Here is an 18,152-nt window from a genome sequence, read left to right on the forward strand (position 1 = left end):
TCAAAGTTGCTTTTGTTGTTGCGAAGCCTTCCGGCGCTGTATAGGCCGGTCGAAATCCTGGAACGCTTCTCCTCCTCCCTCCCTCCCTCCTTCGTTCCGGGGCGCTTCGCAACACTTTTCTTCCCTCTCGCCCTTCTGGGCTCAGCCCGCCGCCACGGAGGCCAGCCATGAAGGTCGCCGTGATCGGATCCGGCATCTCCGGCCTGGCAGCGGCTCATGCCTTGCGCGACCAGGCCGCTGTCACCCTGTTCGAGGCAGGCGCCTACTTTGGCGGCCACACCCACACGGTCGACATCACCCTGCCCACGGCACGCGGCCCGGTCACCCATGGGGTGGACACCGGCTTTCTGGTCTTCAACGAACGCACCTACCCCCAACTGATTCGGCTGCTGGCCGAGCTGGGCGTGGCCACGTCGCCCTCGGACATGTCGTTCTCGGTGAAGGCACCGGGGGCCCTGGACGGCCACGACCTGGAGTGGAGCGGCTCCAGCCTGGCCACGGTGTTTGCCCAGCGCAGCAATCTGCTGCGCCCGCGCTTTCTGGGCATGCTGGCCGATCTGCTGCGCTTCAATGCGCTGTGCACGCGCATCGCCCGCGCCAACGAAGAAAGCGCCCTGATGCAGCCGCTGGCCGACTTTCTGCGCCAGCACCGTTTCGGCGACGCCTTCCGTGACTGGTACTTCCTGCCCATGCTGGGCTGCATCTGGAGCTGTCCGACCGACCAGATGCTGAAGTTTCCGGTGGCCACCATGATCCGTTTCTGCCACAACCATGGCCTGATCCAGGTCAGCCAGCGGCCCCAGTGGCACACCGTGACCGGCGGCGCCCGCCACTATGTGGACAAAATCCTTGCCGGCCTGGACGACAAACGGCTCAACACGCCGGTGCACCGCATCGAACGCGACGCCGCCGGCGTGCGAGTGACCAGCGACCAGGGAGCCGAACGCTTCGATCGACTGGTGCTTGCCACCCATCCCAACCAGGCCCTGGGCTTGCTCGCCGATGCCAGCACGCTGGAGCGCGAGGTGCTGGGCGCCATCCGCTACCAGGCCAACCGGGCCGTGCTGCACACCGATGCCAGCGTGCTGCCCCAACGGCGCCAGGCCTGGGCCGCCTGGAATTACGAACGCGCGGCCGACAGCGCCCAGGAATCCACCCGCGTCTGCCTGCACTACCTGATCAACCGACTGCAGCCGCTGCCCTTTGAACAACCGGTGCTGGTGTCGCTCAATCCGGTGAAAGCGATTGCCCCGGCCCAGGTGCTGGGCGAGTACGACTACGAACACCCGGTGTTCGACCTGGCCGCCATTGCGGCCCAGCAGCAGGTGCCCCACCTGCAAGGCCGCCAGCACACCTGGTTCTGCGGCGCCTGGACAGGCTACGGCTTCCATGAAGATGGCCTGAAATCCGGCCTGCAGGCGGCGGCCATGCTGCAGCCCACCCTGGCGGCATCGCAGGCCCGGGCCGCATGAGGCCGCAACGCATGGCGCCCCCCAGCCCCGCGACAGAACAGACCCAGCCCCTGCTGGGCTTTGGCCAGGTGCGCCACACCCGCCTGCGGCCCCATCGCCACGCCTTTGCCTACCCCACCTTCTTTGTGCTGCTGCCGATGCGTGAACTGGCGGGCTGCGACGGCCCCTTGGGCATCAACCGGCGCGCCGCCCTGAGCTTTCACGATGTCGACCACGGCGATGGCCGCCCGGCCAGCCAGGGGGGTGCCCTGGCCTGGCTGGAGCAGGTGCTGCAAGCCGAGGGCATCCTCGACGCCACCGGCCCCGTGTGGCTGCACTGCTACCCGCGCGTGCTGGGCTACACCTTCAAGCCCGTGAGCTTCTGGTACTGCCACCGCGCCGATGGCACGCTGCGGGCCATCGTGGTCGAGGTGAACAACACCTTCGGCGAGCGCCATTGCTACCTGCTGGATCCCCCTGCCAGCGGGCCCTTCTGGGGCGCCGAGCTGAGCGCTCGCAAGGTGTTCCATGTGTCGCCCTTCTGCGCCGTGCAGGGCGGCTACCGCTTTCGCTTCATGCGCACACAGCGCGACGGCCTGGATCGCACCGTGGTGCGCATCGACCACGATGACGCCCAGGGCCCGCTGCTGCAGACCAGTGTCAGCGGCACGCTGGAACCGATCACGCCCGCCAGCGTGCGCCGCGCGCTGTGGGGCCACCCTTTGATGACGCTGGCCCTGATGGCCCGCATCCACCTGCAGGCGCTCAGGCTGTGGCTCAAGCGCGTGCCCTTTCACCGCAAGCCCGAAGCGCCCACCGCCTTCGTCAGCCGTTGACCTGCCCACCCCGAACGCCATGAACAGCAGCACCGCCCCCACCTCGTTCACCCTGCCGCAGGGCACGCCCGCCGCCGCGCGCACCGCGCTCAGGCTGCTGCAGCGACTGCAGCACGGCTCGCTGACCGTGCAATTGCCTGATGGGGCTTTGCACCATTTCGGCGACGGCCACGGCCCCGCGGCGGCCATGACGCTGCGCAACTGGCAGGTGTGCCGGGCGGCCCTGAAATCGGGCGACATCGGCTTTGCCGAGAGCTACATCGCCGGTGACTGGACCACGCCCAACCTGACCGAATTGCTGAAGGTGTTCCTGGCCAACCGCCAGCACGTGGAAGACGTGATCTATGGCAGCTGGGCTGGGCGCCTGCTGTACCGCATCAAGCACCTGCTCAACCGCAACACGCGGCACAACAGCCAGAAAAACATCCACGCCCACTACGACCTGGGCAACGCCTTTTACGAGCTCTGGCTGGACGACACGATGAACTACTCGTCGGCCTGGTTCGAGGCCGGGCCAGACCAGGACATGCGCAGCGCCCAGCACGCCAAGGTGCGCCGGGCGCTGCGCATGGCCCGGGTGCAGCCGGGCGACCGGGTGCTGGAGATCGGCTGCGGCTGGGGCGCCCTGGCCGAGATGAGCACCACCGAGTTCCAGGCCCGCCTGACCGGCGTGACCCTGTCCACCGAGCAGTTGGACTTTGCCCGGCAGCGCATGCACGCGCTGGGCGTGCCAGACCGGGCCGACCTGCGCCTGCAGGACTACCGCGACATCGACGACGGCCCCTACGATGCGGTGTGCTCGATCGAGATGGTCGAGGCCGTGGGGCGCGAGTACTGGCCCACCTATTTCTCGGCCATCCAGCGCCTGCTCAAGCCGGGTGGGCGGGCCTGCATCCAGAGCATCGTGATCGATGACGCCTTGTTCGAGCGCTACATCGGCTCGACCGACTTCATCCAGCAATACATCTTTCCGGGCGGCTGCCTGCCCTGCCCACGCGAGTTTCGCCAGGCCGCCGAAGCCGCCGGCCTGCAGGTCGAGGACAGCTTCGCCTTCGGCCAGGATTACGCCGAAACCCTGCGCCGCTGGCGCGAACGCTTTCTGGCCCAGCGCAGCCAGATCCAGCAACTGGGTTTTGACGAACGCTTCATGCACATCTGGGAGTTCTACCTGGCCTATTGCGAGGCCGGCTTCTCGATGGGCAGCATCGACCTGGTGCAGTACACCCTGGTGAAGCCCGCATGAAACGCCGCCAGAACCTGCTCTGGTGGGCCGCGCTGGCGGCCAGCGCAGGGCATGCCGCCGCGAGCCCGCAGCACCCACCCTTGCCCGGCGCCGTGCCCGCCGGCGAGGCCACGATGCGCTTTCTGGGCTGGTCGGTCTACCAGGCCCGTCTGTGGGTGAGCCCGGGCTTTAGCGCCGAGCAGTACGCCAGCCTTCCGCTGGCGCTTGAGCTGCTCTACCTGCGCGACTTCAGCGCCGAGGCCATCGCCAAGCGCTCGCTCAGCGAGATGCGCCGCATCGAGCCCATCAGCGATGAGCAGGGCGCCCGCTGGCAGGCCCAGTTGCAGGCCCTGCTGCCCGACGTGAAGAACGGCGACCGGCTGTTGGGCCTGCACCAGCCCGACGCCGGAGCCCGCTTCTTGTACAACAACCGCCCCCTGGGCGCGCTGGAAGACGCCCGCTTCTCACGGCTGTTCTTCGGCATCTGGCTCTCCGCATCGACCTCGGAGCCCTCGCTGCGGCAAGCCTTGCTGGCACCCGTGACCGGCGCCCGCTGAAGGGATTTGCCTCATGGCCGACCTTGCCCCCCCCTCGCCGGTGACCGGCGTGCAGCCCGCACTGACGCCGCCCCTAGGCCTGGCCTATGGCCTGATGGGCCTGCCCCTGGCCTTTGTGGCCCTGCCCCTGTACGTGGTGCTGCCGCACCATTACGCCAGCACGCTGGGCGCCCCGCTGGCGGCCCTGGGGGGCGTGCTGCTGGGCGCCCGCCTGCTGGACGCGCTGATCGACCCGGCCCTGGGCCGGCTCGCCGATCGCCTGCTGCACCAGGGGCCACAGGCCGTGTGGCGTGCCTGTGCCGCGGCCGGTGCCTTGCTCGCGCTGGCCCTGTGGGCCGTGTTCATGCCCCCGGTGCACAGCCCGGGCGCCTTGCTGGTTTGGGCTGCGGCAGGCCTGGCACTGGCCTACCCGGCTTACAGCCTGTTGAGCATCGCCCACCAGGCCTGGGGCGCCCGCCTGGGCGGTGACGAAGCACAGCGCGGCCGGGTGGTGGCCTGGCGCGAGGGCGCAGGTCTGCTGGGGGTGGTGCTGGCCTCGGTGCTGCCTACGCTGCTGGGGGTGCCGGCCATGCTCGCCGCCTTCAGTGGCTTGCTGATGCTGGGCTGGCTGGCCTGGCACCGCGCACCGGTGCCTTCCCCCCGGCCTCCGGCCAACGAATCCGCCGACCCGGCCGGGCTGTGGCAGCCGTGGCGGCAGGTGGCCTTCCGCCGCCTGATGGGGGTCTTTGTGCTGAATGGCATCGCCAGCGCGGTGCCGGCCACCTTGCTGCTGTTTTTTGTGCAGGACCGGCTGCACGCCGCGCCCGGACAAGAGCCGGTGTTGCTGGGTCTGTACTTTCTGAGTGCCGCCGCCGCCATGCCGCTGTGGCTGCGTGCCGTGGCGCGCTGGGGGCTGACGCGCTGCTGGCTGGCCGGCATGCTGCTGGCGGTGGCGGTGTTTGCCTGGGCCGCCACGTTGGGGACGGGGCAGGTGGGCGCGTTCCGCTGGATCTGCGCCCTGTCCGGACTGACGCTGGGGGCCGATCTGGTGGTGCCCGGTGCCCTGCTGGCCGGCGTGCTGGCCCAGCCCGGCGCCGCCTCGGCAGGGGCCAGCTTTGGCTGGTGGAACTTTGCCAACAAGCTGAACCTGGCCCTGGCTGCCGGCCTGGCACTGCCCCTGCTGGCCGCGCTGGGCTACACGCCCGGCAGCACCGACGCAGCCGGCCTGCAGGCCCTGAGCCTGGGCTATGCCGCGCTGCCTTGCGCGCTCAAGCTGGGGGCGGCCGCGGCGCTGTACCAGTTGATCCTGCGGCCAGCAGCCCGGGCCAAGGCCCAACCCGGGCCCCTTCTTCAACCCTCACCCCTCGACACACCATGAACCGACAACACTTTCTGCGCTGCGCCCTGGGCGCCGCCACCTTGGCGCTGGCAGGCTGTGCCGGCCCCCAGGTGAGCGACTACGCGGCCGAAAAACCCACCCTGGATCTGCGCGAGTTCTTCAAGGGCCGCGTGGATGCCCAGGGCCTGTTCCAGGACCGCAGCGGTCGCATCGTGAAGCGCTTCACCGTGGTGATGGATTGCCGCTGGGACGGCGACGAAGGCGTGCTGGACGAACATTTCAGCTACTCCGACGGCAGCACCCAGCGCCGCGTCTGGCACTTGACCCGCCTGCCCGACGGAAGCTACCGGGGCCGGGCCGATGATGTGGTCGGCGAGGCCCAGGGCCAGGTGGCCGGCAACGCGCTGCGCTGGAACTACACCCTGGCGCTGCCGGTGGACGGCAGCACCTACCACGTGCAATTTGACGACTGGATGATCCTGATGAGCGCGCAGACCATGCTGAACCGGGCCACCATGAGCAAATTCGGTGTGCGCCTGGGCGAGGTGCTGCTGTCGTTCCAGAAGGCGCAGCCATGAGCCGCAACCCGCGCATCACCGACTGGCAGGGACGCCGGGTGTGGCTGGTCGGGGCCTCCAGCGGCATCGGGCTGGCCACGGCCAGCGCACTGCACCAGCGGGGCGCCCAGGTGATCGTGTCGGCGCGCAATGCCGAGGCGCTGCAGGTTTTTGCCCACCAGCACCCCGGCAGCCAGGGCCTGGCACTGGACGTGACGCAGCGCGATCAGGTGCAGGCCGTGGCCGCCCAGGTGCTGGGCGCGGGCCCGCTGGACCTGATGCTGTACTGCGCCGGCTACTACCAGCCCATGCGGGCCACGCAGCTACGGCTCGACAGCCTGCTGCAGCACCTGCAGATCAACTACATGGGGGCCCTGCATGTGCTGGACGCCGTGCTGCCCGGCATGATCGAGGCGGCCCGCGCCGGGCGGCCTGGCCACCTGAGCCTGGTCAGCAGCGTGGCGGGCTACCGGGGCCTGCCCAACAGCCTGGCCTATGGCCCGACCAAGGCGGCACTGATCCACCTGGCCGAAACCCTGTACCTGGACCTGCAGGACCTGGGCCTGGGCGTGAGCGTGATCAACCCCGGCTTTGTGGCCACCCCGCTGACGGCCCAGAACGACTTTGCCATGCCGGCCCTGATCAGCCCCGAGCAGGCGGCACTGGCCATGCTGCAAGGCTGGCGCCAGGGAGATTTCGACATCCATTTTCCGAAACGATTCAGCCGCGTGATGAAGCTCTTGCAGTGCCTGCCTTACCCTGTCTACTTTCCGCTGGTGCGCCGCTTCACAGGACTGTGACCATGACCGAACCCCTGTCACCCGCCCCCGGCGGGATCGATGCCGCCGTGCAGCGCACGGTGCAGTTCTTTGAACACCTGCGCCCGACCGATCTGGCCCGACTGGGGCAGCACTACGCGGCTGATGCGGTCTTCAAGGACCCGTTCAACGAGGTGCGTGGCCTGGCTGCGATCGAGGGGGTGTTCCAGCACATGTTCGTGTCGCTGCATGAGCCGCACTTTGTCGTGACCCAGCGCGTGGTGCAGGGCCCGCACTGCTTTCTGACCTGGGATTTCTTGTTCCGATTCCAGCGCTTCTCGCCCACCCAGTGGCAGACGGTGCGTGGCGCCAGCCATCTGGTGTACGACGAGCAGGGCCTGATCACGCTGCACCGCGACTACTGGGACGCGGCCGAAGAGCTGTACGAGAAACTGCCCGTGGTGGGCCGCATGATGCGCTGGCTGAAGCAACGCGCCCGCGAGTGAGCCGTGAGCCCCGGGGCCCAGACATGAAAAAACCGGCCAAGGCCGGTTTTTGATTGGAGGGCCATGCCCCGCACCGAGGCGCTTCAGGCCGGGCGGGTGTCGGCAAAGCTGGGGCGCTGCATGAGCTTGTCCATGAGGCGCGCCAGGTTGGGGTGCTCGGTGCGCCAGGACACCTCAGGAAAGCGGAACTCGAGCCAGCCCAGGGCACAACCCACGGCGATGTCGGACAGGCTGAGGTGGATGCCACTGCAGAAAGGCTTGTCGCCCAGGCCCTGGCTCATGGCCTTGAGGCTTTCGGTGATCTTGCCCATCTGGCGGTCGATCCAGGCCTGGCATTGCTGCTCGGGCGGGCGGTGTGCCCACACGGTTTCCATGCGTGCCAGCAGGCCGGCGTCCATCAGGCCATCGGCCAGCGCCTCCCAGGTCTTGACCTCGGCGCGCTCGCGGCCCTGGGCCGGGATCAGCTTGCCGACGGGCGACAGGGTGTCGAGGTACTCGACGATGACGCGCGAATCGAAGACGGCCTCGCCGCCCTCCATCACCAGACACGGCACCTTGCCCAGGGGGTTGGAGGTGCTGATCGTCGTGTCATCGGCCCAGACGTTCTCAATGACGAACTGGTAGTCGAGCTTTTTTTCGGCCATCACGATGCGCACTTTTCGCACATACGGGCTGGTGGTAGAACCGATCAATTTCATGTGTCTATGTCTCAGGGAATGGGACCAGGGATCCGTGCAGCGCATTCTATCGAGTCGCCCCTGTCCCGGCCCGGCAACCTACAATTCAGGGATGAGCTTCTCACCCATCTCCGCCCTTTCGCCGCTGGACGGTCGTTACGCCAGCAAACTCAGCCCCCTGCGCCCGCTCATGAGCGAGCTGGGATACATGCACCGCCGTGTGCAAGTGGAGGTGGCGTGGTTCATCGCGCTGTCCGACGCCGGTTTTGACGAATTCAAACCCCTCACCCCCGGCGCCCGCACCTACCTGCTGGGCCTGGTGAAGAACTTCTCCGAAGCCGATGGCCTGGCCATCAAGGAGATCGAAAAGACCACCAACCACGACGTGAAGGCCGTGGAGTACTGGATCAAGTCGAAGTTCGAGGCCCGCCCCGAGCTGCAGGCAGCCAGCGAATTCGTGCACTTTGCCTGCACCAGCGAAGACATCAACAACACCAGCCACGCGCTGCAGATCAAGGCCGCGCGTGACGTGGTGATCCTGCCGGCCCTGGACGGCCTCATCACCAAGCTGCGCGACATGGCGCACGCCTATGCCGACGTGCCCCTGCTGAGCCGCACCCATGGCCAGACCGCCAGCCCGACCACGGTGGGCAAGGAAGTGGCCAACGTGCTGGTGCGCCTGGCCGCCGCCCGCGAGAAGATCGCCGCGGTGAAGCTGATGGGCAAGATGAACGGCGCCGTCGGCAACTACAACGCCCACCTGTCGGCCTGGCCCGACTTCGACTGGGAGGCCTTCAGCAAGAAGGTGATCGAGTCGCCCGAACCCCTGGGCCTGGGCCTGACCTTCCAGCCCTACAGCATCCAAATCGAGCCGCACGATTACATGGCCGAGTTCTTCGATGCCGTGGCCCGCGCCAACACCATCCTGGTCGACTGGTCGCGTGACGTGTGGGGCTATGTGAGCCTGGGCTACTTCAAGCAACGCCTGAAGGCCGGCGAGATCGGCTCGTCGACCATGCCGCACAAGGTCAACCCGATCGACTTCGAGAACGCCGAAGGCAACCTGGGCCTGGCCAATGCCGTGTTGCGCCACCTGAGCGAAAAGCTGCCGGTGAGCCGCTGGCAGCGTGACCTGACCGACAGCACGGTGCTGCGCAACATCGGCGTGGCCCTGGGCTACGCCGCCCTGGCCTACAACTCGCTGATGGTGGGCCTGAACAAGCTCGAACTCAACGAAGAAGCCCTGGCAGCTGACCTGGACGCCTCATGGGAAGTGCTGGCCGAGCCCATCCAGACCGTGATGCGCCGCTTTGGCGTGCAGGGTGCCTACGAAAAGCTCAAGGAAGTGACCCGTGGCAAGACCGTGACGGCCGAAGCCCTGCACGGCCTGATCCGCTCGCTGGAAATCCCGCAGGCCGAAAAAGACCGCCTGCTGGCCATGACGCCGGGCAGCTACGTGGGCAAGGCCGCCGAACTGGCACGCCGGGCCTGAGGCCCACAGGCCTCAAGCTGCTCAGGGCAGCGAGGCCTGGTAGGCCTGGGCGCGCTGCAGCGCCAGGGCCGCATTGTCGATGGCCTGGCGCTCGCGCAGGCGCCGCTGGGCATAACGCTCGCTGAGGCGCGAGCCCGTGCGCACCCGATTCGATTCGTCCTCACGCGGGGCCTCGCCGGCCAGATAGAGGGCCTGGGCCTGCTCCAGGTGCTGGCGGGCCAGTTCGACGGCGCGCGCCGCCTCGCTGCGGCGCTGCAGCTTCTGGTTGAGTTGCTGGTTGTAGCGGTCGATTTCGACCTGCTCATGCTGTCGCTTGGCCTGCGCCTGGGCAGCCATCTCAGGCGTCACCTTCTCAACCTTTACCGGCTGCGCCCGACCCGAGGCAATGTCGTCTTCGCTGACCCGATCGGTGAACACCGTGCGGCCTTGCGCATCCTGCAGGCGCCACACCGCGGCGGGCCCGGCGGCCCCCGCAACCTGGGCGAGGGTGAGCGCCAAACCGGCCAGCCCGGCCCCCCGCCACAGCGTGCGGCGCCAGGGCAAAACAGCGCCTGTGGTGAAATGCAAGGTTGGACCCATGGCAGTCGATGCTCCATTCGAATGGACCGACCCGCCCGCAGGCGGGCCCATCCGGCTGCCAGCATAGCCGCTTGTGGCTCGCACGGCACAGGCCCCTGCACGGGTTTTGCGACCTTCTCCTTTCAGAACAAGAACGCCTCATGGCTCTCAAATCCACCATCTTCAAAGCCGCCCTGTCGATCGCCGACATCGACCACAACTACTACGCGGACCACGCCCTCACCCTGGCACGCCATCCCAGCGAAACCGATGAACGCATGATGATCCGCCTGGCGGCCCTGGCGCTGCAAGCGCACCAGTTGCAGGACGTTTGCAACGGCGACGGCACCCTGGCCTTTGGCGCCGGCCTGTCAGACCCGGACGACCCCGACGTGTCGCTGACCGACTTCACCGGGTACAAGCGGGTGTGGGTGGAGGTGGGCCAGCCCGAAGAAAAGCCCATGCTCAAGGCCTGCCAGAAGTCGGACCAGGTGCTGGTGTACTGCTTTCACCACGCCGCAGAGGTGTGGTGGAAGACCATGGAAAACAAGGTCAGCCGCATGGACAAGCTGCAGGTCTGGCGCGTGCCCACCGAGGCCTCGCAGGCCCTGGCCAAGCTGGCGCAACGCAGCATGCAGCTGCAGGCGACGGTGCAGGAGGGGGCGCTGATGATGAGCGACTCGAAAGACACCGTAGAGATCGAGTGCATCCGCTGGAAGTGAACTGTTGGCCCCCACGGTCGCGCACTGCGTGTCGCTCCCTGCCCCCCAAAGGGGGCCCAGCCCGCCTTCGGGCGGCCGGGCGGCGGGCTGACCTCTTCGTTGCAGGGCCTGCCTGATCGGGCAGGCGCCCCGTTGGTCAACGGGCTGCGTGAGGTCGGGTCAGGCGGTGGTTTGGCGGCGGCGTTGGCGGTGGGCTTCCTGGGCTGCGGTCTGCATGGCTTGGGCTGCGGCGGTGGGGCCTTCGGCGGCGCGCTCCAGGTAGCGGTTGAAGCGCCAGGCCTGCCCCTCCTGGGTGATTCGGCGCCAGGTGTGGCGTTTTTCGGTGGCGCTCATGCCGGGCCAGTGCTGCACCTCGTCAAAGGTGCGGCCGCAGCCCTTGCAATGGCTGTCGCCCTGGCTGGTGGAGCAGATCGCAATGCAGGGGGTGTCGGGCGTGGTGTCGTACCAGGCCTGCCAGGCCTGCCAAGCCGCCTCGGGCAGGCTGAACTCGTCGGCCTCGTCTTCATGGAAATACACCATCAGCGCATACACCTCGGCCAGCGCGCGCAGCTCGGGCGACAGAACGACCCCATCGGGCGAGGGCTTCTTGGCGCGCCAGTGGTTGATGGCGGCTTCGATGTCGGTGATGTGGATTCCGGCCATGGCAAATTCAAAACAAGGGGCGCGATCATAATCCGCCGCCACAAGCCCTGCCTGGTGACCGGGCCGCCGTGAAGCCACCTCGTTGGAATTTAAAAAACCTACAACTTGCAAGGCCTCTGCGACCAATGGTTAAATCAGGGCACGAAGGGGAGTAGCTCCCTCGGTGTGAACGGGTCTGCACCCTCGTGCAACCGCCACACCAGATCAGCAAGTCGTCAATACGAAGCCTAGGCTTCCGGCTTGTTGGGCATTTTCTGCATGACTCCATGCCGAGCAAGACCTTCGATTCGAACCTGGGACAGGTTTGGTCGAAGCGTGTCTGCCACCGCATCCGCCTGGGTGCGCGCCCAGCCCCACCATGACCGCCACCTGCCCCAGGGTTTGTTCTTGCACATCCTGGAGTGTTTTCATGGAATTTCTTTCCGCACCGTGGTGGTCCGCCCTGCTGGCCATCGTTCTGATCGACCTGGTTCTGGCCGGGGACAACGCCATCGTGATCGCCCTGGCCGCGCGGCAATTGCCTGCGCACCTGCAGAAGAAGGCGATCCTGTGGGGCACGGTGGGCGCCATCGGCGTGCGCTCGCTGATGACCGTGGGCGTGGTCTGGCTGCTGAAGGTGCCCGGCCTGATGCTGATCGGTGGGCTGGGCCTGATGTGGATCGCCTACAAACTGCTGGCCGACGACGGCGATGGCCATGCCGACGGCCCGGCCGCCAGCACGTTCTGGGGTGCCATGAAGACGATTGTGGTGGCCGACGCCCTGATGGGCATCGACAACGTGCTGGGCGTCGCCGGGGCCGCGCACGGCGCATTTGACCTGGTGATCCTGGGCCTGTTGATCAGCGTGCCCATCGTGGTGTTTGGCAGCTCGGTGGTGCTGAAGCTGGTGGAACGCTTCCCGCTGATCATCCATGCCGGTGCCGCGGTGTTGGCCTTCACGGCCGCTCGCATGATCGTGGGCGAGCCCTTGCTGGACGCGGTGTTTGATCCGCCTGAACTGATGAACACGCTGGCCCGCTGGAGCACCTACGGGGTGGCCATTGCTGGCGTGCTGGGCGCCGGCTGGCTGCACCAGCGCCGGCAGTCCACCCACCAGGGCGGCCGCACCACGCCGCAAATCAGCTCCGACCCCTCGGCATGAACCAGGCCCCTGCCATGTTCCTTCCCGGATCCAAGACAGCTTCCGTTCCCGCCAGCGGCCCCACACGGCCACCTTCGTCTCAAGGAGAAACCATGGACACCCTGATTGCCTACTTCGACGATGCCGAACACGCCTGCCATCAACTGCTGCCCCTGCTCGCGCCGGCCACAGCCCCCGCGCAGCAGGCCGCCACCCACTGGATCCTGGTGGCCTGCCCGCCGCGCATGACGCGCCGCGTGAGCAAATGGGTGAGCTACGCCAACCGCGAGAACTGGCGCGCCCGCTGGGCCGACAAGGTGACCGAGCCCGTGGTGCAGGCCGTGGTGGGCCCCGGCGATCAACTGACCCGCCTGGTGGCCCATGGCTCGCTGGCCGATCTGTCGGACAGCCTGCGCCGGCAGTTCCCCGGTGCCCGGGTGCTGGATGCGCGCCGCCCCAAGCTGGGCCAGGACCTGCCCGCCGTGACGCACAACCAGCCCGAGCCCCACGGCGCGCGCTGGGCGGTACCGGGCGCCGTGGCAGGTCTGGGCGCCGCCCTGGTGCTGGCCACCGAGTAAAGCAGCAGGGTGCCGCGTGCCACCTGCTGCTATGCTGCGCCCATGAAACTGCTGCTGAAATGGCTGCTGAGCGCAGCCGCACTGATGTTCGTGGCCTACCTGTACCCGGGCGTGCAGGTCACCAGCCTGAGCGCGGCCTTGGTGGCCGCGCTGGTGATCGGCCTGTTCAACGCCGTGTTGCGCCCCATCCTGGTGGTGCTGACACTGCCCGTGACAGTGGTGACGCTGGGGCTGTTCCTGTTCGTGATCAATGCCTTCATGTTCTGGGCCGCCGCCGAGGTGCTCAAAGGCTTTCAGGTGGCCGGGTTTGGTGCGGCCCTGATCGGCTCGCTGATCTACTCGGCCTTGGGCATGGTGATCGACTCAGCGCTGCGCAGCCTGTTCCCGCAGCAGTGAAGCCACCTCGCGGGTGCGGGCATCGATGATCGAGGCCTCGACATGGTCGGTGGCGGCGCTGCCGCCGCGGCGAACCATGTCTTGCGCGGCCTTGAAACGGTCCATGGCACCGCTGTAATCAAAGTGCGCCACCTGCACCTCGGCTTCGGCCCGCAGCGCCCGCAAGGGCTTGCCAGCGCCCGCCCAGGCACGTGACAACCACTGCCATGCCGTGCCATCGTGGGGGTGCACGGTCACCCAGGTCTGCAGGGCTTCGGCCGTCTGTTCGGCCTGATCCACGCCACCCAGCGCCAGGCGCCCCTGGGTGCCCAGCAACAGCTCCGGACGCCGCACGCCCGCACCCATTGGCAGAGCAGCCGCCGTGGCAGGCTTGCCCGTGGCCAGGTCGAGCTCGGCCACCAGCAGGCGCTGCAGGCGCAGGGCCTCGGGGCTGGACTGCACCAGAGGCTGCAGGCGATTGACCGCATCGCGAGCGCGAGCCCAGTCACGCAGTTGCATGGAGGCCAGCGCGGCCCCGTACAAGGCCTGCGCCTGACGCACGGGCGGTTGCTGCCGGAAAGCAGCCCCATCGGGTTCGGTCTGGCGCTGGCGCTGCAATTCGATGTTGTCGGCACTGATGGCCCGGGCCCGGGCCATGATGAGGGCGTGCTCCAGCGTGGTCGGCACCCCCCCCTTGCTGCCGGGGCGCAGCTCCTGGCGGGCCTGCATGTCGGCGATGCGCTCGGTGGTCAGCGGGTGGCTGCGCAGGTAGGGGTAGGCGCCGTTGTCGTTCAGGCGCGAAGCCTGCTGCAGCTTGTCGAACATGGTGACAAAGCCCTGGCCATCAAAGCCCGCCTGGGTCATGACGCCATAGCCCACCCGATCGGCCTCGCGCTCCATGTCGCGCGAGAACTTGAGCTGATTCTGCACCGTGAGTGCCTGCCCCCCCACCACCAGCGCGCTGGCGGCATCGGGGCTTTTGCTGGCCGCCAGGGCGGCCAGGATCAGCGCGGCAACCAGCAAGGGGGTCTGCTGGCTGTCCTTGCTCATCATGCGCGAGATGTGGCGCTGGGTGATGTGGCTGAGTTCATGCCCCAGCACCGAGGCCAGCTCGTCGCGGTTGGCCACGATGGCGATCAGCCCCAGGTACACGCCCATGTAGCCGCCCGGCAGCGCAAAAGCGTTGACCTGGCGGTCCTTGCCCAGCAGCACCTGCCAGGCAAAACGCTCGTCCTGATCGGGCGTGAGTTCGCCGCGCTGGCGGGCCGCCTGCATCAGCTGCTGCCAGATGCCCTCCACATACTCCTGCAGCACCGGGTCATCTAAGTAGTCCGGGTCACGGTAGAGCTCACGCGCAATCTGGTCACCCAGGCGGCGCTCGGCGCCCAGGGTCATGCCGTCGCCATCGCCCAGGGCGGGGAGCTGGGCGCTGCTGAGGGTGGGGGTGCCCAGCGCGGCCAAGAGGGCCAGGGTCAGGGGCGCCAGCCAGCGGTGGCGGAATGCAGAACGGGTCACGATGGGCTTGGTGGCGGGGCAGCCGGTGGTCAGAAGGAATCGATGGGCAAGTAGCCCAGGATATCGGCAGTTTGGACGTCCAGGATCACGGTCCAGAAGGTTTTACGGCCCACCATCGGCACATAGGCCAGGGAGGAGACAGGACGGCCGATCTTTTGCACGCTCTGGTCGATCAGGCTGGCCTGATCAGGAAAGCGGGCGCGAAGTGCCGTCAGAGGGCGAGACTCCTTGAGCACAGATGTGTGGGCCTTTTCGTACGAAACCCACAGATCAGGTCGAAAACCCAGCTGCAACCCGTTCAAGGCGGCCAGGGTGGCGTCGACCTGTTCATTGCTGCTATGGAAATCGCGCAGGCCAATGGGCTTCGGTCCGGTCCAGGGCAGCCTGCGAAATGCAGGCTCAGCCTTGTCGAGCAGGTCGTCAGGCACATCGATCGCGTGAACCACCCGGAAGCGGTTGTATTCAAAGGCCAGATACACCGGTCGGGCCACCGACACCGTCCAAAGCCCATAAACCAGTGCCGACAGTTGCAGCACGGCCACCAAGCTGAAATCCAGCGTCAGCGCGCGCCGGGTCTTGGTCGGGTTGAACAGGATGAAGGTGACCAGTGGCCCCAGCACCACATCCACGCCTATGACCAGGAAAAACAACTCCCGGCCACCCGATATCTCGCGGTAGGGAAAGGGGTACCAGATCCAGAACACCAGGGCAGCCGCGCCGGCCGCAAACAACAGGCTGATGCAGGCATGAACGCCCAAGGCCTTGAGACGAGGTATCAACTGACTCATTTCCGTATGATGCTCGAAGTACGTCAATCTGGCGTAAATGCCGTTTGTCTCCCTATTTTCAAGCATGACAGCCCTCACCCACTTCGATGCCCACGGACAGGCCCATATGGTCGACGTCAGCCACAAGGCCAGCACGCACCGCATTGCGGTGGCAGGGGGGCAGATCCTGATGCAAGCCGAAACCCTGGCGCTGATCCTGGCGGGCAACGCCAAAAAGGGGGATGTACTGGGCATTGCCCGGATCGCGGGCATCCAGGGCGCCAAGAAGACCAGCGACCTGATCCCACTGTGCCATCCCCTGGCACTGACCAGGGTGGCTGTCGAGTTCCAGGTGCTTGATGTAGAAACGGCCGGCATCCGATGTGAAGCCACAGTCGAGACAGTGGGCGTGACCGGGGTGGAAATGGAGGCACTGACAGCGGTTCAGGTGGCCTTGCTGACCATCTATGACATGTGCAAGGCGGTAGACCGCGGCATGACCATCACCGATGTGCGGGTGCTGGAAAAGCATGGGGGCAAGTCGGGGTCGTTTGTGGCCACCACCTGAGCGCCATGAAGTCCGATACCGTTCGGCACCAGGCCTTGATGCTTTGGCGCTCCCGGCAACTTCGTTTCGTCGTTGTAGGGATATGGAACACATTGGCGGGCTATCTGCTATTCGTGATCGTCTACAGGCTGTTCTCGACCGTACTGCCTTACCCGGTGTTGGCGGTGTTCACCCACGTAGCGGCCATCAGCCAGGCTTTTCTATGCCAGCGCTACCTCGTCTACCGATCCAAAGGTCATTGGCTGAGAGAATTCATGCGCTTTCATGTGGCCCATCTGGGCCTGTTCGCGCTTTCACTGGCCTGTCTGACGGCGCTGGTCGAATGGGGCGGCTTGCACCCTTTGCTGGCCCAGGCCGCGGTGACGACCGCGGCAGTCATCGCCAGCTATTTTGTGCACACCTTTTTCACGTTCAGAAAAGCGCGACCGTGAGTCGGGCGACTTTCCATCCTGCTCCAAGCCCCATGTCCAGCACCCCAACGTCTCTTTTTGAAGCCAGCCAGTCCCAGGCATTGGATCGCAAGACCGCCGCAGCTCTGCTGTACCTGGCGCTGCCGGTCGCCCTGTTTTTCGCCGGCTGGCTCCAGCCCTGGTTTGCTGCCACGTTGCTGGCGGCGTTGGCCCTGGGTCTCTCCCACGCCTTGCGACCGGTGTTCTCCGCCGCCACTCGGGATCCCTCACGGTCCCGTAACTGGCTGTGGGGCCTGACCGCGGTGGCCTTGGTCTGGACCTGCCTGGGGGGGGCTGGACACCTGTTTTACGCCAACACCGACTGGGGCATTCGCGATGCCGTGCTGCGCGACCTGACAGTGGGCGACTGGCCACCCAGCTATGGCCTGCCTGGCGGGCTTGACCTCATTTTGCGTGCCCCAGTCGCCTACTACCTGCCCGCGGCCACGCTGGGGAAATGGTTGGGCATCCATTGGGCGGACAAACTGCTGCTGGCCTGGACCTGTCTGGGAGTTCTGCTGTTCCTGCAATTGCTGCCCCTTTCCCAACGGCCCATGCGATGGGCCTTGGGCCTGGCCTGCGTGATTCTGTTCAGTGGAATGGACATCGTTGGAGGCTTGCTGTTTTATGGAAGTTGGCCACCTGCAGGCAGCCACATCGAGTGGTGGGCCAATGCATTTCAGTACTCGTCGCACACCACCCAGCTGTTCTGGGTGCCGAACCATGCATTGCCAGCCTGGTTGGCCATGACCTTGTTCTTTCGACATTGGCGCCATCCGGACTTCCTGCGTTTCGCACCGATGCTTTTCGCTTTACTGCCATTGTGGTCACCCTTTGCTGCCATCGGCATGGCGCCGTTCTACCTGCTGCTACTGGCCGACGCTGTGCGAGCCAAGTGGCGCTTCTTCCAGCCCCTGAACCTGCTGCCAGCACTGCTCATCCTGGGGGTCACAGGCCTGTATCTGACGCTGGACCTGGCATCGGTACCTGCCCAGAGCCAGATCGGCGCCGGCGGCGTGGCACTCGATTTCTTGGTGTTGTATGTCATTTTCTGCAGCCTGGAGTTCGGGCTTCTGGGCCTGGCGCTTTACCGCTATGGGAAAGGTCCCCTGCTGACCGTGGCACTGCTGACGCTGTGCGTGCTGCCGTTTTTCAGGATGGGGCCCGGCAATGACATCGTGATGCGCGGCGGTATCCCGGCCTTGATGCTGCTGTGCCTGATCTTCCTGAGTTCGCTGCAGGACACGCGCCTTCGACTGCAGGACTTGGCGGGCACGGTCGTGATTCTCCTGATCGGCGCCGTCACCCCGATGGAGGAAATCTACCGCACCTTGGCCCTGCCGACCGGGGTCTTCCGCGAAGACTTGAATCTGATACAGGCTGCCGATGGACAGCCCCCCCCCCACTACACAGCGCGGCTGAATCTTGAGGTCTTACAGAAGGTCATGCGTTCGCCAGCCCCTTTGACGACACATTGAAGGCAG

At 66.5% G+C, this 18,152-nt stretch carries 21 protein-coding genes; 16 read left to right on the forward strand and 5 right to left on the reverse strand.

The features are described 5' to 3' along the window. Positions 1-167 precede the first annotated feature (167 nt). The 8 genes from AC3WUT_RS18010 to AC3WUT_RS18045 are packed head-to-tail and all read left to right on the forward strand — an operon-like array spanning position 168 to position 7,205. On the forward strand, positions 168-1,472 hold the full coding sequence (locus tag AC3WUT_RS18010) for an NAD(P)/FAD-dependent oxidoreductase (protein ID WP_492348455.1): 1,305 nt from the start codon (positions 168-170) through the stop codon (positions 1,470-1,472). Between the two features lie 11 nt (positions 1,473-1,483). After that, positions 1,484-2,287, forward strand: a complete 804-nt coding sequence (locus AC3WUT_RS18015) for a DUF1365 domain-containing protein (protein WP_492348456.1) — start codon at positions 1,484-1,486, stop codon at positions 2,285-2,287. Positions 2,288-2,306: 19 nt separating this feature from the next. Further along, positions 2,307-3,530, forward strand: coding sequence for a class I SAM-dependent methyltransferase (locus AC3WUT_RS18020; protein WP_492348457.1), 1,224 nt, complete (start codon positions 2,307-2,309; stop codon positions 3,528-3,530). Beyond that, positions 3,527-4,066, forward strand: coding sequence for a chalcone isomerase family protein (locus AC3WUT_RS18025; RefSeq protein WP_492348458.1), 540 nt, complete (start codon positions 3,527-3,529; stop codon positions 4,064-4,066). The genes AC3WUT_RS18020 and AC3WUT_RS18025 overlap by 4 nt, the downstream gene beginning before the upstream one ends. Before the next feature lie 13 nt (positions 4,067-4,079). Further along, positions 4,080-5,423, forward strand: coding sequence for an MFS transporter (locus AC3WUT_RS18030; RefSeq protein WP_492348459.1), 1,344 nt, complete (start codon positions 4,080-4,082; stop codon positions 5,421-5,423). Next, complete coding sequence (locus AC3WUT_RS18035; protein WP_492348460.1) at positions 5,420-5,962, forward strand: DUF3833 domain-containing protein; 543 nt, start codon at positions 5,420-5,422, stop codon at positions 5,960-5,962. The genes AC3WUT_RS18030 and AC3WUT_RS18035 overlap by 4 nt, the downstream gene beginning before the upstream one ends. Continuing rightward, positions 5,959-6,741: an SDR family NAD(P)-dependent oxidoreductase gene (locus AC3WUT_RS18040; protein ID WP_492348461.1), complete on the forward strand. Its 783-nt coding sequence runs from the start codon at positions 5,959-5,961 to the stop codon at positions 6,739-6,741. The genes AC3WUT_RS18035 and AC3WUT_RS18040 overlap by 4 nt, the downstream gene beginning before the upstream one ends. A gap of 2 nt (positions 6,742-6,743) precedes the next feature. Beyond that, positions 6,744-7,205, forward strand: a complete 462-nt coding sequence (locus tag AC3WUT_RS18045; RefSeq protein ID WP_492348462.1) for a nuclear transport factor 2 family protein — start codon at positions 6,744-6,746, stop codon at positions 7,203-7,205. Positions 7,206-7,288: 83 nt separating this feature from the next. Here the strand turns inward: AC3WUT_RS18045 and AC3WUT_RS18050 are convergent, their stop codons facing one another. Beyond that, positions 7,289-7,903 (reverse strand): glutathione S-transferase N-terminal domain-containing protein, encoded by a 615-nt coding sequence (locus AC3WUT_RS18050; protein ID WP_492348463.1) that lies wholly within the window; start codon positions 7,901-7,903, stop codon positions 7,289-7,291. A gap of 91 nt (positions 7,904-7,994) precedes the next feature. On the opposite strand from AC3WUT_RS18050, the gene purB reads away from it, so the two are divergent. Further along, positions 7,995-9,374, forward strand: coding sequence for an adenylosuccinate lyase (purB, locus tag AC3WUT_RS18055; RefSeq protein ID WP_492348464.1), 1,380 nt, complete (start codon positions 7,995-7,997; stop codon positions 9,372-9,374). Between the two features lie 21 nt (positions 9,375-9,395). Here purB and AC3WUT_RS18060 read toward each other — a convergent pair whose 3' ends face one another. Then, positions 9,396-9,953 (reverse strand): DUF4124 domain-containing protein, encoded by a 558-nt coding sequence (locus AC3WUT_RS18060; RefSeq protein ID WP_492348465.1) that lies wholly within the window; start codon positions 9,951-9,953, stop codon positions 9,396-9,398. Positions 9,954-10,093: 140 nt separating this feature from the next. Between AC3WUT_RS18060 and AC3WUT_RS18065 the strand changes: the two genes are divergently transcribed. After that, on the forward strand, positions 10,094-10,654 hold the full coding sequence (locus AC3WUT_RS18065; RefSeq protein ID WP_492348466.1) for a YaeQ family protein: 561 nt from the start codon (positions 10,094-10,096) through the stop codon (positions 10,652-10,654). A gap of 159 nt (positions 10,655-10,813) precedes the next feature. Here AC3WUT_RS18065 and AC3WUT_RS18070 read toward each other — a convergent pair whose 3' ends face one another. Next, the gene (locus tag AC3WUT_RS18070) at positions 10,814-11,296 is read right to left on the reverse strand and encodes a DUF3717 domain-containing protein (protein WP_492348467.1); all 483 of its coding nucleotides are present in this window, start codon (positions 11,294-11,296) and stop codon (positions 10,814-10,816) included. 409 nt (positions 11,297-11,705) lie between these two features. Here AC3WUT_RS18070 and AC3WUT_RS18075 point away from each other — a divergent pair, with 409 nt between their 5' ends. From AC3WUT_RS18075 to AC3WUT_RS18085, 3 genes are all read left to right on the forward strand, one after another. After that, positions 11,706-12,437, forward strand: coding sequence for a TerC family protein (locus tag AC3WUT_RS18075; protein ID WP_492348468.1), 732 nt, complete (start codon positions 11,706-11,708; stop codon positions 12,435-12,437). A gap of 92 nt (positions 12,438-12,529) precedes the next feature. Beyond that, positions 12,530-12,994, forward strand: a complete 465-nt coding sequence (locus AC3WUT_RS18080) for a hypothetical protein (protein WP_492348469.1) — start codon at positions 12,530-12,532, stop codon at positions 12,992-12,994. A 42-nt stretch (positions 12,995-13,036) separates the two neighbouring features. Further along, positions 13,037-13,390, forward strand: a complete 354-nt coding sequence (locus AC3WUT_RS18085) for a phage holin family protein (protein WP_492348470.1) — start codon at positions 13,037-13,039, stop codon at positions 13,388-13,390. Here AC3WUT_RS18085 and AC3WUT_RS18090 read toward each other — a convergent pair. Both AC3WUT_RS18090 and tfpZ read right to left on the reverse strand, forming a co-directional pair. Then, positions 13,358-14,884 (reverse strand): M48 family metalloprotease, encoded by a 1,527-nt coding sequence (locus tag AC3WUT_RS18090; RefSeq protein WP_492348471.1) that lies wholly within the window; start codon positions 14,882-14,884, stop codon positions 13,358-13,360. The two genes, AC3WUT_RS18085 and AC3WUT_RS18090, sit on opposite strands and share 33 nt — an antisense overlap. Positions 14,885-14,913: 29 nt before the next feature. Then, positions 14,914-15,672: a TfpX/TfpZ family type IV pilin accessory protein gene (gene tfpZ, locus AC3WUT_RS18095; protein WP_492348472.1), complete on the reverse strand. Its 759-nt coding sequence runs from the start codon at positions 15,670-15,672 to the stop codon at positions 14,914-14,916. A gap of 64 nt (positions 15,673-15,736) precedes the next feature. Here tfpZ and moaC point away from each other — a divergent pair, with 64 nt between their 5' ends. From moaC to AC3WUT_RS18110, 3 genes are read left to right on the forward strand one after another with little or no spacing between them, the layout of a single operon-like run. Further along, positions 15,737-16,219 (forward strand): cyclic pyranopterin monophosphate synthase MoaC, encoded by a 483-nt coding sequence (moaC, locus tag AC3WUT_RS18100; RefSeq protein ID WP_492348473.1) that lies wholly within the window; start codon positions 15,737-15,739, stop codon positions 16,217-16,219. Positions 16,220-16,257: 38 nt separating this feature from the next. Next, complete coding sequence (locus AC3WUT_RS18105) at positions 16,258-16,650, forward strand: GtrA family protein (protein ID WP_492348474.1); 393 nt, start codon at positions 16,258-16,260, stop codon at positions 16,648-16,650. 32 nt (positions 16,651-16,682) lie between these two features. After that, positions 16,683-18,146, forward strand: coding sequence for a hypothetical protein (locus AC3WUT_RS18110; RefSeq protein ID WP_492348475.1), 1,464 nt, complete (start codon positions 16,683-16,685; stop codon positions 18,144-18,146). The last annotated feature ends 6 nt before the right edge of the window (positions 18,147-18,152 follow it).

The organism is Curvibacter sp. EU05-FHT14A10 (genome assembly GCF_058791075.1).

Bases quoted from the DNA above. Each gene is read 5' to 3' on its own strand.
- AC3WUT_RS18105 (WP_492348474.1), top strand. From the start codon at position 16,258: ATGCTTTGGCGCTCCCGGCAACTTCGTTTCGTCGTTGTAGGGATATGG.
- AC3WUT_RS18080 (WP_492348469.1), top strand. From the start codon at position 12,530: ATGGACACCCTGATTGCCTACTTCGACGATGCCGAACACGCCTGCCAT.
- AC3WUT_RS18030 (WP_492348459.1), top strand. From the start codon at position 4,080: ATGGCCGACCTTGCCCCCCCCTCGCCGGTGACCGGCGTGCAGCCCGCA.
- AC3WUT_RS18025 (WP_492348458.1), top strand. From the start codon at position 3,527: ATGAAACGCCGCCAGAACCTGCTCTGGTGGGCCGCGCTGGCGGCCAGC.
- AC3WUT_RS18065 (WP_492348466.1), top strand. From the start codon at position 10,094: ATGGCTCTCAAATCCACCATCTTCAAAGCCGCCCTGTCGATCGCCGAC.
- AC3WUT_RS18015 (WP_492348456.1), top strand. From the start codon at position 1,484: ATGGCGCCCCCCAGCCCCGCGACAGAACAGACCCAGCCCCTGCTGGGC.
- tfpZ (WP_492348472.1), bottom strand. From the start codon at position 15,672: ATGAGTCAGTTGATACCTCGTCTCAAGGCCTTGGGCGTTCATGCCTGC.
- AC3WUT_RS18085 (WP_492348470.1), top strand. From the start codon at position 13,037: ATGAAACTGCTGCTGAAATGGCTGCTGAGCGCAGCCGCACTGATGTTC.
- AC3WUT_RS18050 (WP_492348463.1), bottom strand. From the start codon at position 7,903: ATGAAATTGATCGGTTCTACCACCAGCCCGTATGTGCGAAAAGTGCGC.
- AC3WUT_RS18040 (WP_492348461.1), top strand. From the start codon at position 5,959: ATGAGCCGCAACCCGCGCATCACCGACTGGCAGGGACGCCGGGTGTGG.
- AC3WUT_RS18045 (WP_492348462.1), top strand. From the start codon at position 6,744: ATGACCGAACCCCTGTCACCCGCCCCCGGCGGGATCGATGCCGCCGTG.
- moaC (WP_492348473.1), top strand. From the start codon at position 15,737: ATGACAGCCCTCACCCACTTCGATGCCCACGGACAGGCCCATATGGTC.
- purB (WP_492348464.1), top strand. From the start codon at position 7,995: ATGAGCTTCTCACCCATCTCCGCCCTTTCGCCGCTGGACGGTCGTTAC.
- AC3WUT_RS18060 (WP_492348465.1), bottom strand. From the start codon at position 9,953: ATGGGTCCAACCTTGCATTTCACCACAGGCGCTGTTTTGCCCTGGCGC.
- AC3WUT_RS18075 (WP_492348468.1), top strand. From the start codon at position 11,706: ATGGAATTTCTTTCCGCACCGTGGTGGTCCGCCCTGCTGGCCATCGTT.
- AC3WUT_RS18070 (WP_492348467.1), bottom strand. From the start codon at position 11,296: ATGGCCGGAATCCACATCACCGACATCGAAGCCGCCATCAACCACTGG.
- AC3WUT_RS18010 (WP_492348455.1), top strand. From the start codon at position 168: ATGAAGGTCGCCGTGATCGGATCCGGCATCTCCGGCCTGGCAGCGGCT.
- AC3WUT_RS18110 (WP_492348475.1), top strand. From the start codon at position 16,683: ATGTCCAGCACCCCAACGTCTCTTTTTGAAGCCAGCCAGTCCCAGGCA.
- AC3WUT_RS18020 (WP_492348457.1), top strand. From the start codon at position 2,307: ATGAACAGCAGCACCGCCCCCACCTCGTTCACCCTGCCGCAGGGCACG.
- AC3WUT_RS18035 (WP_492348460.1), top strand. From the start codon at position 5,420: ATGAACCGACAACACTTTCTGCGCTGCGCCCTGGGCGCCGCCACCTTG.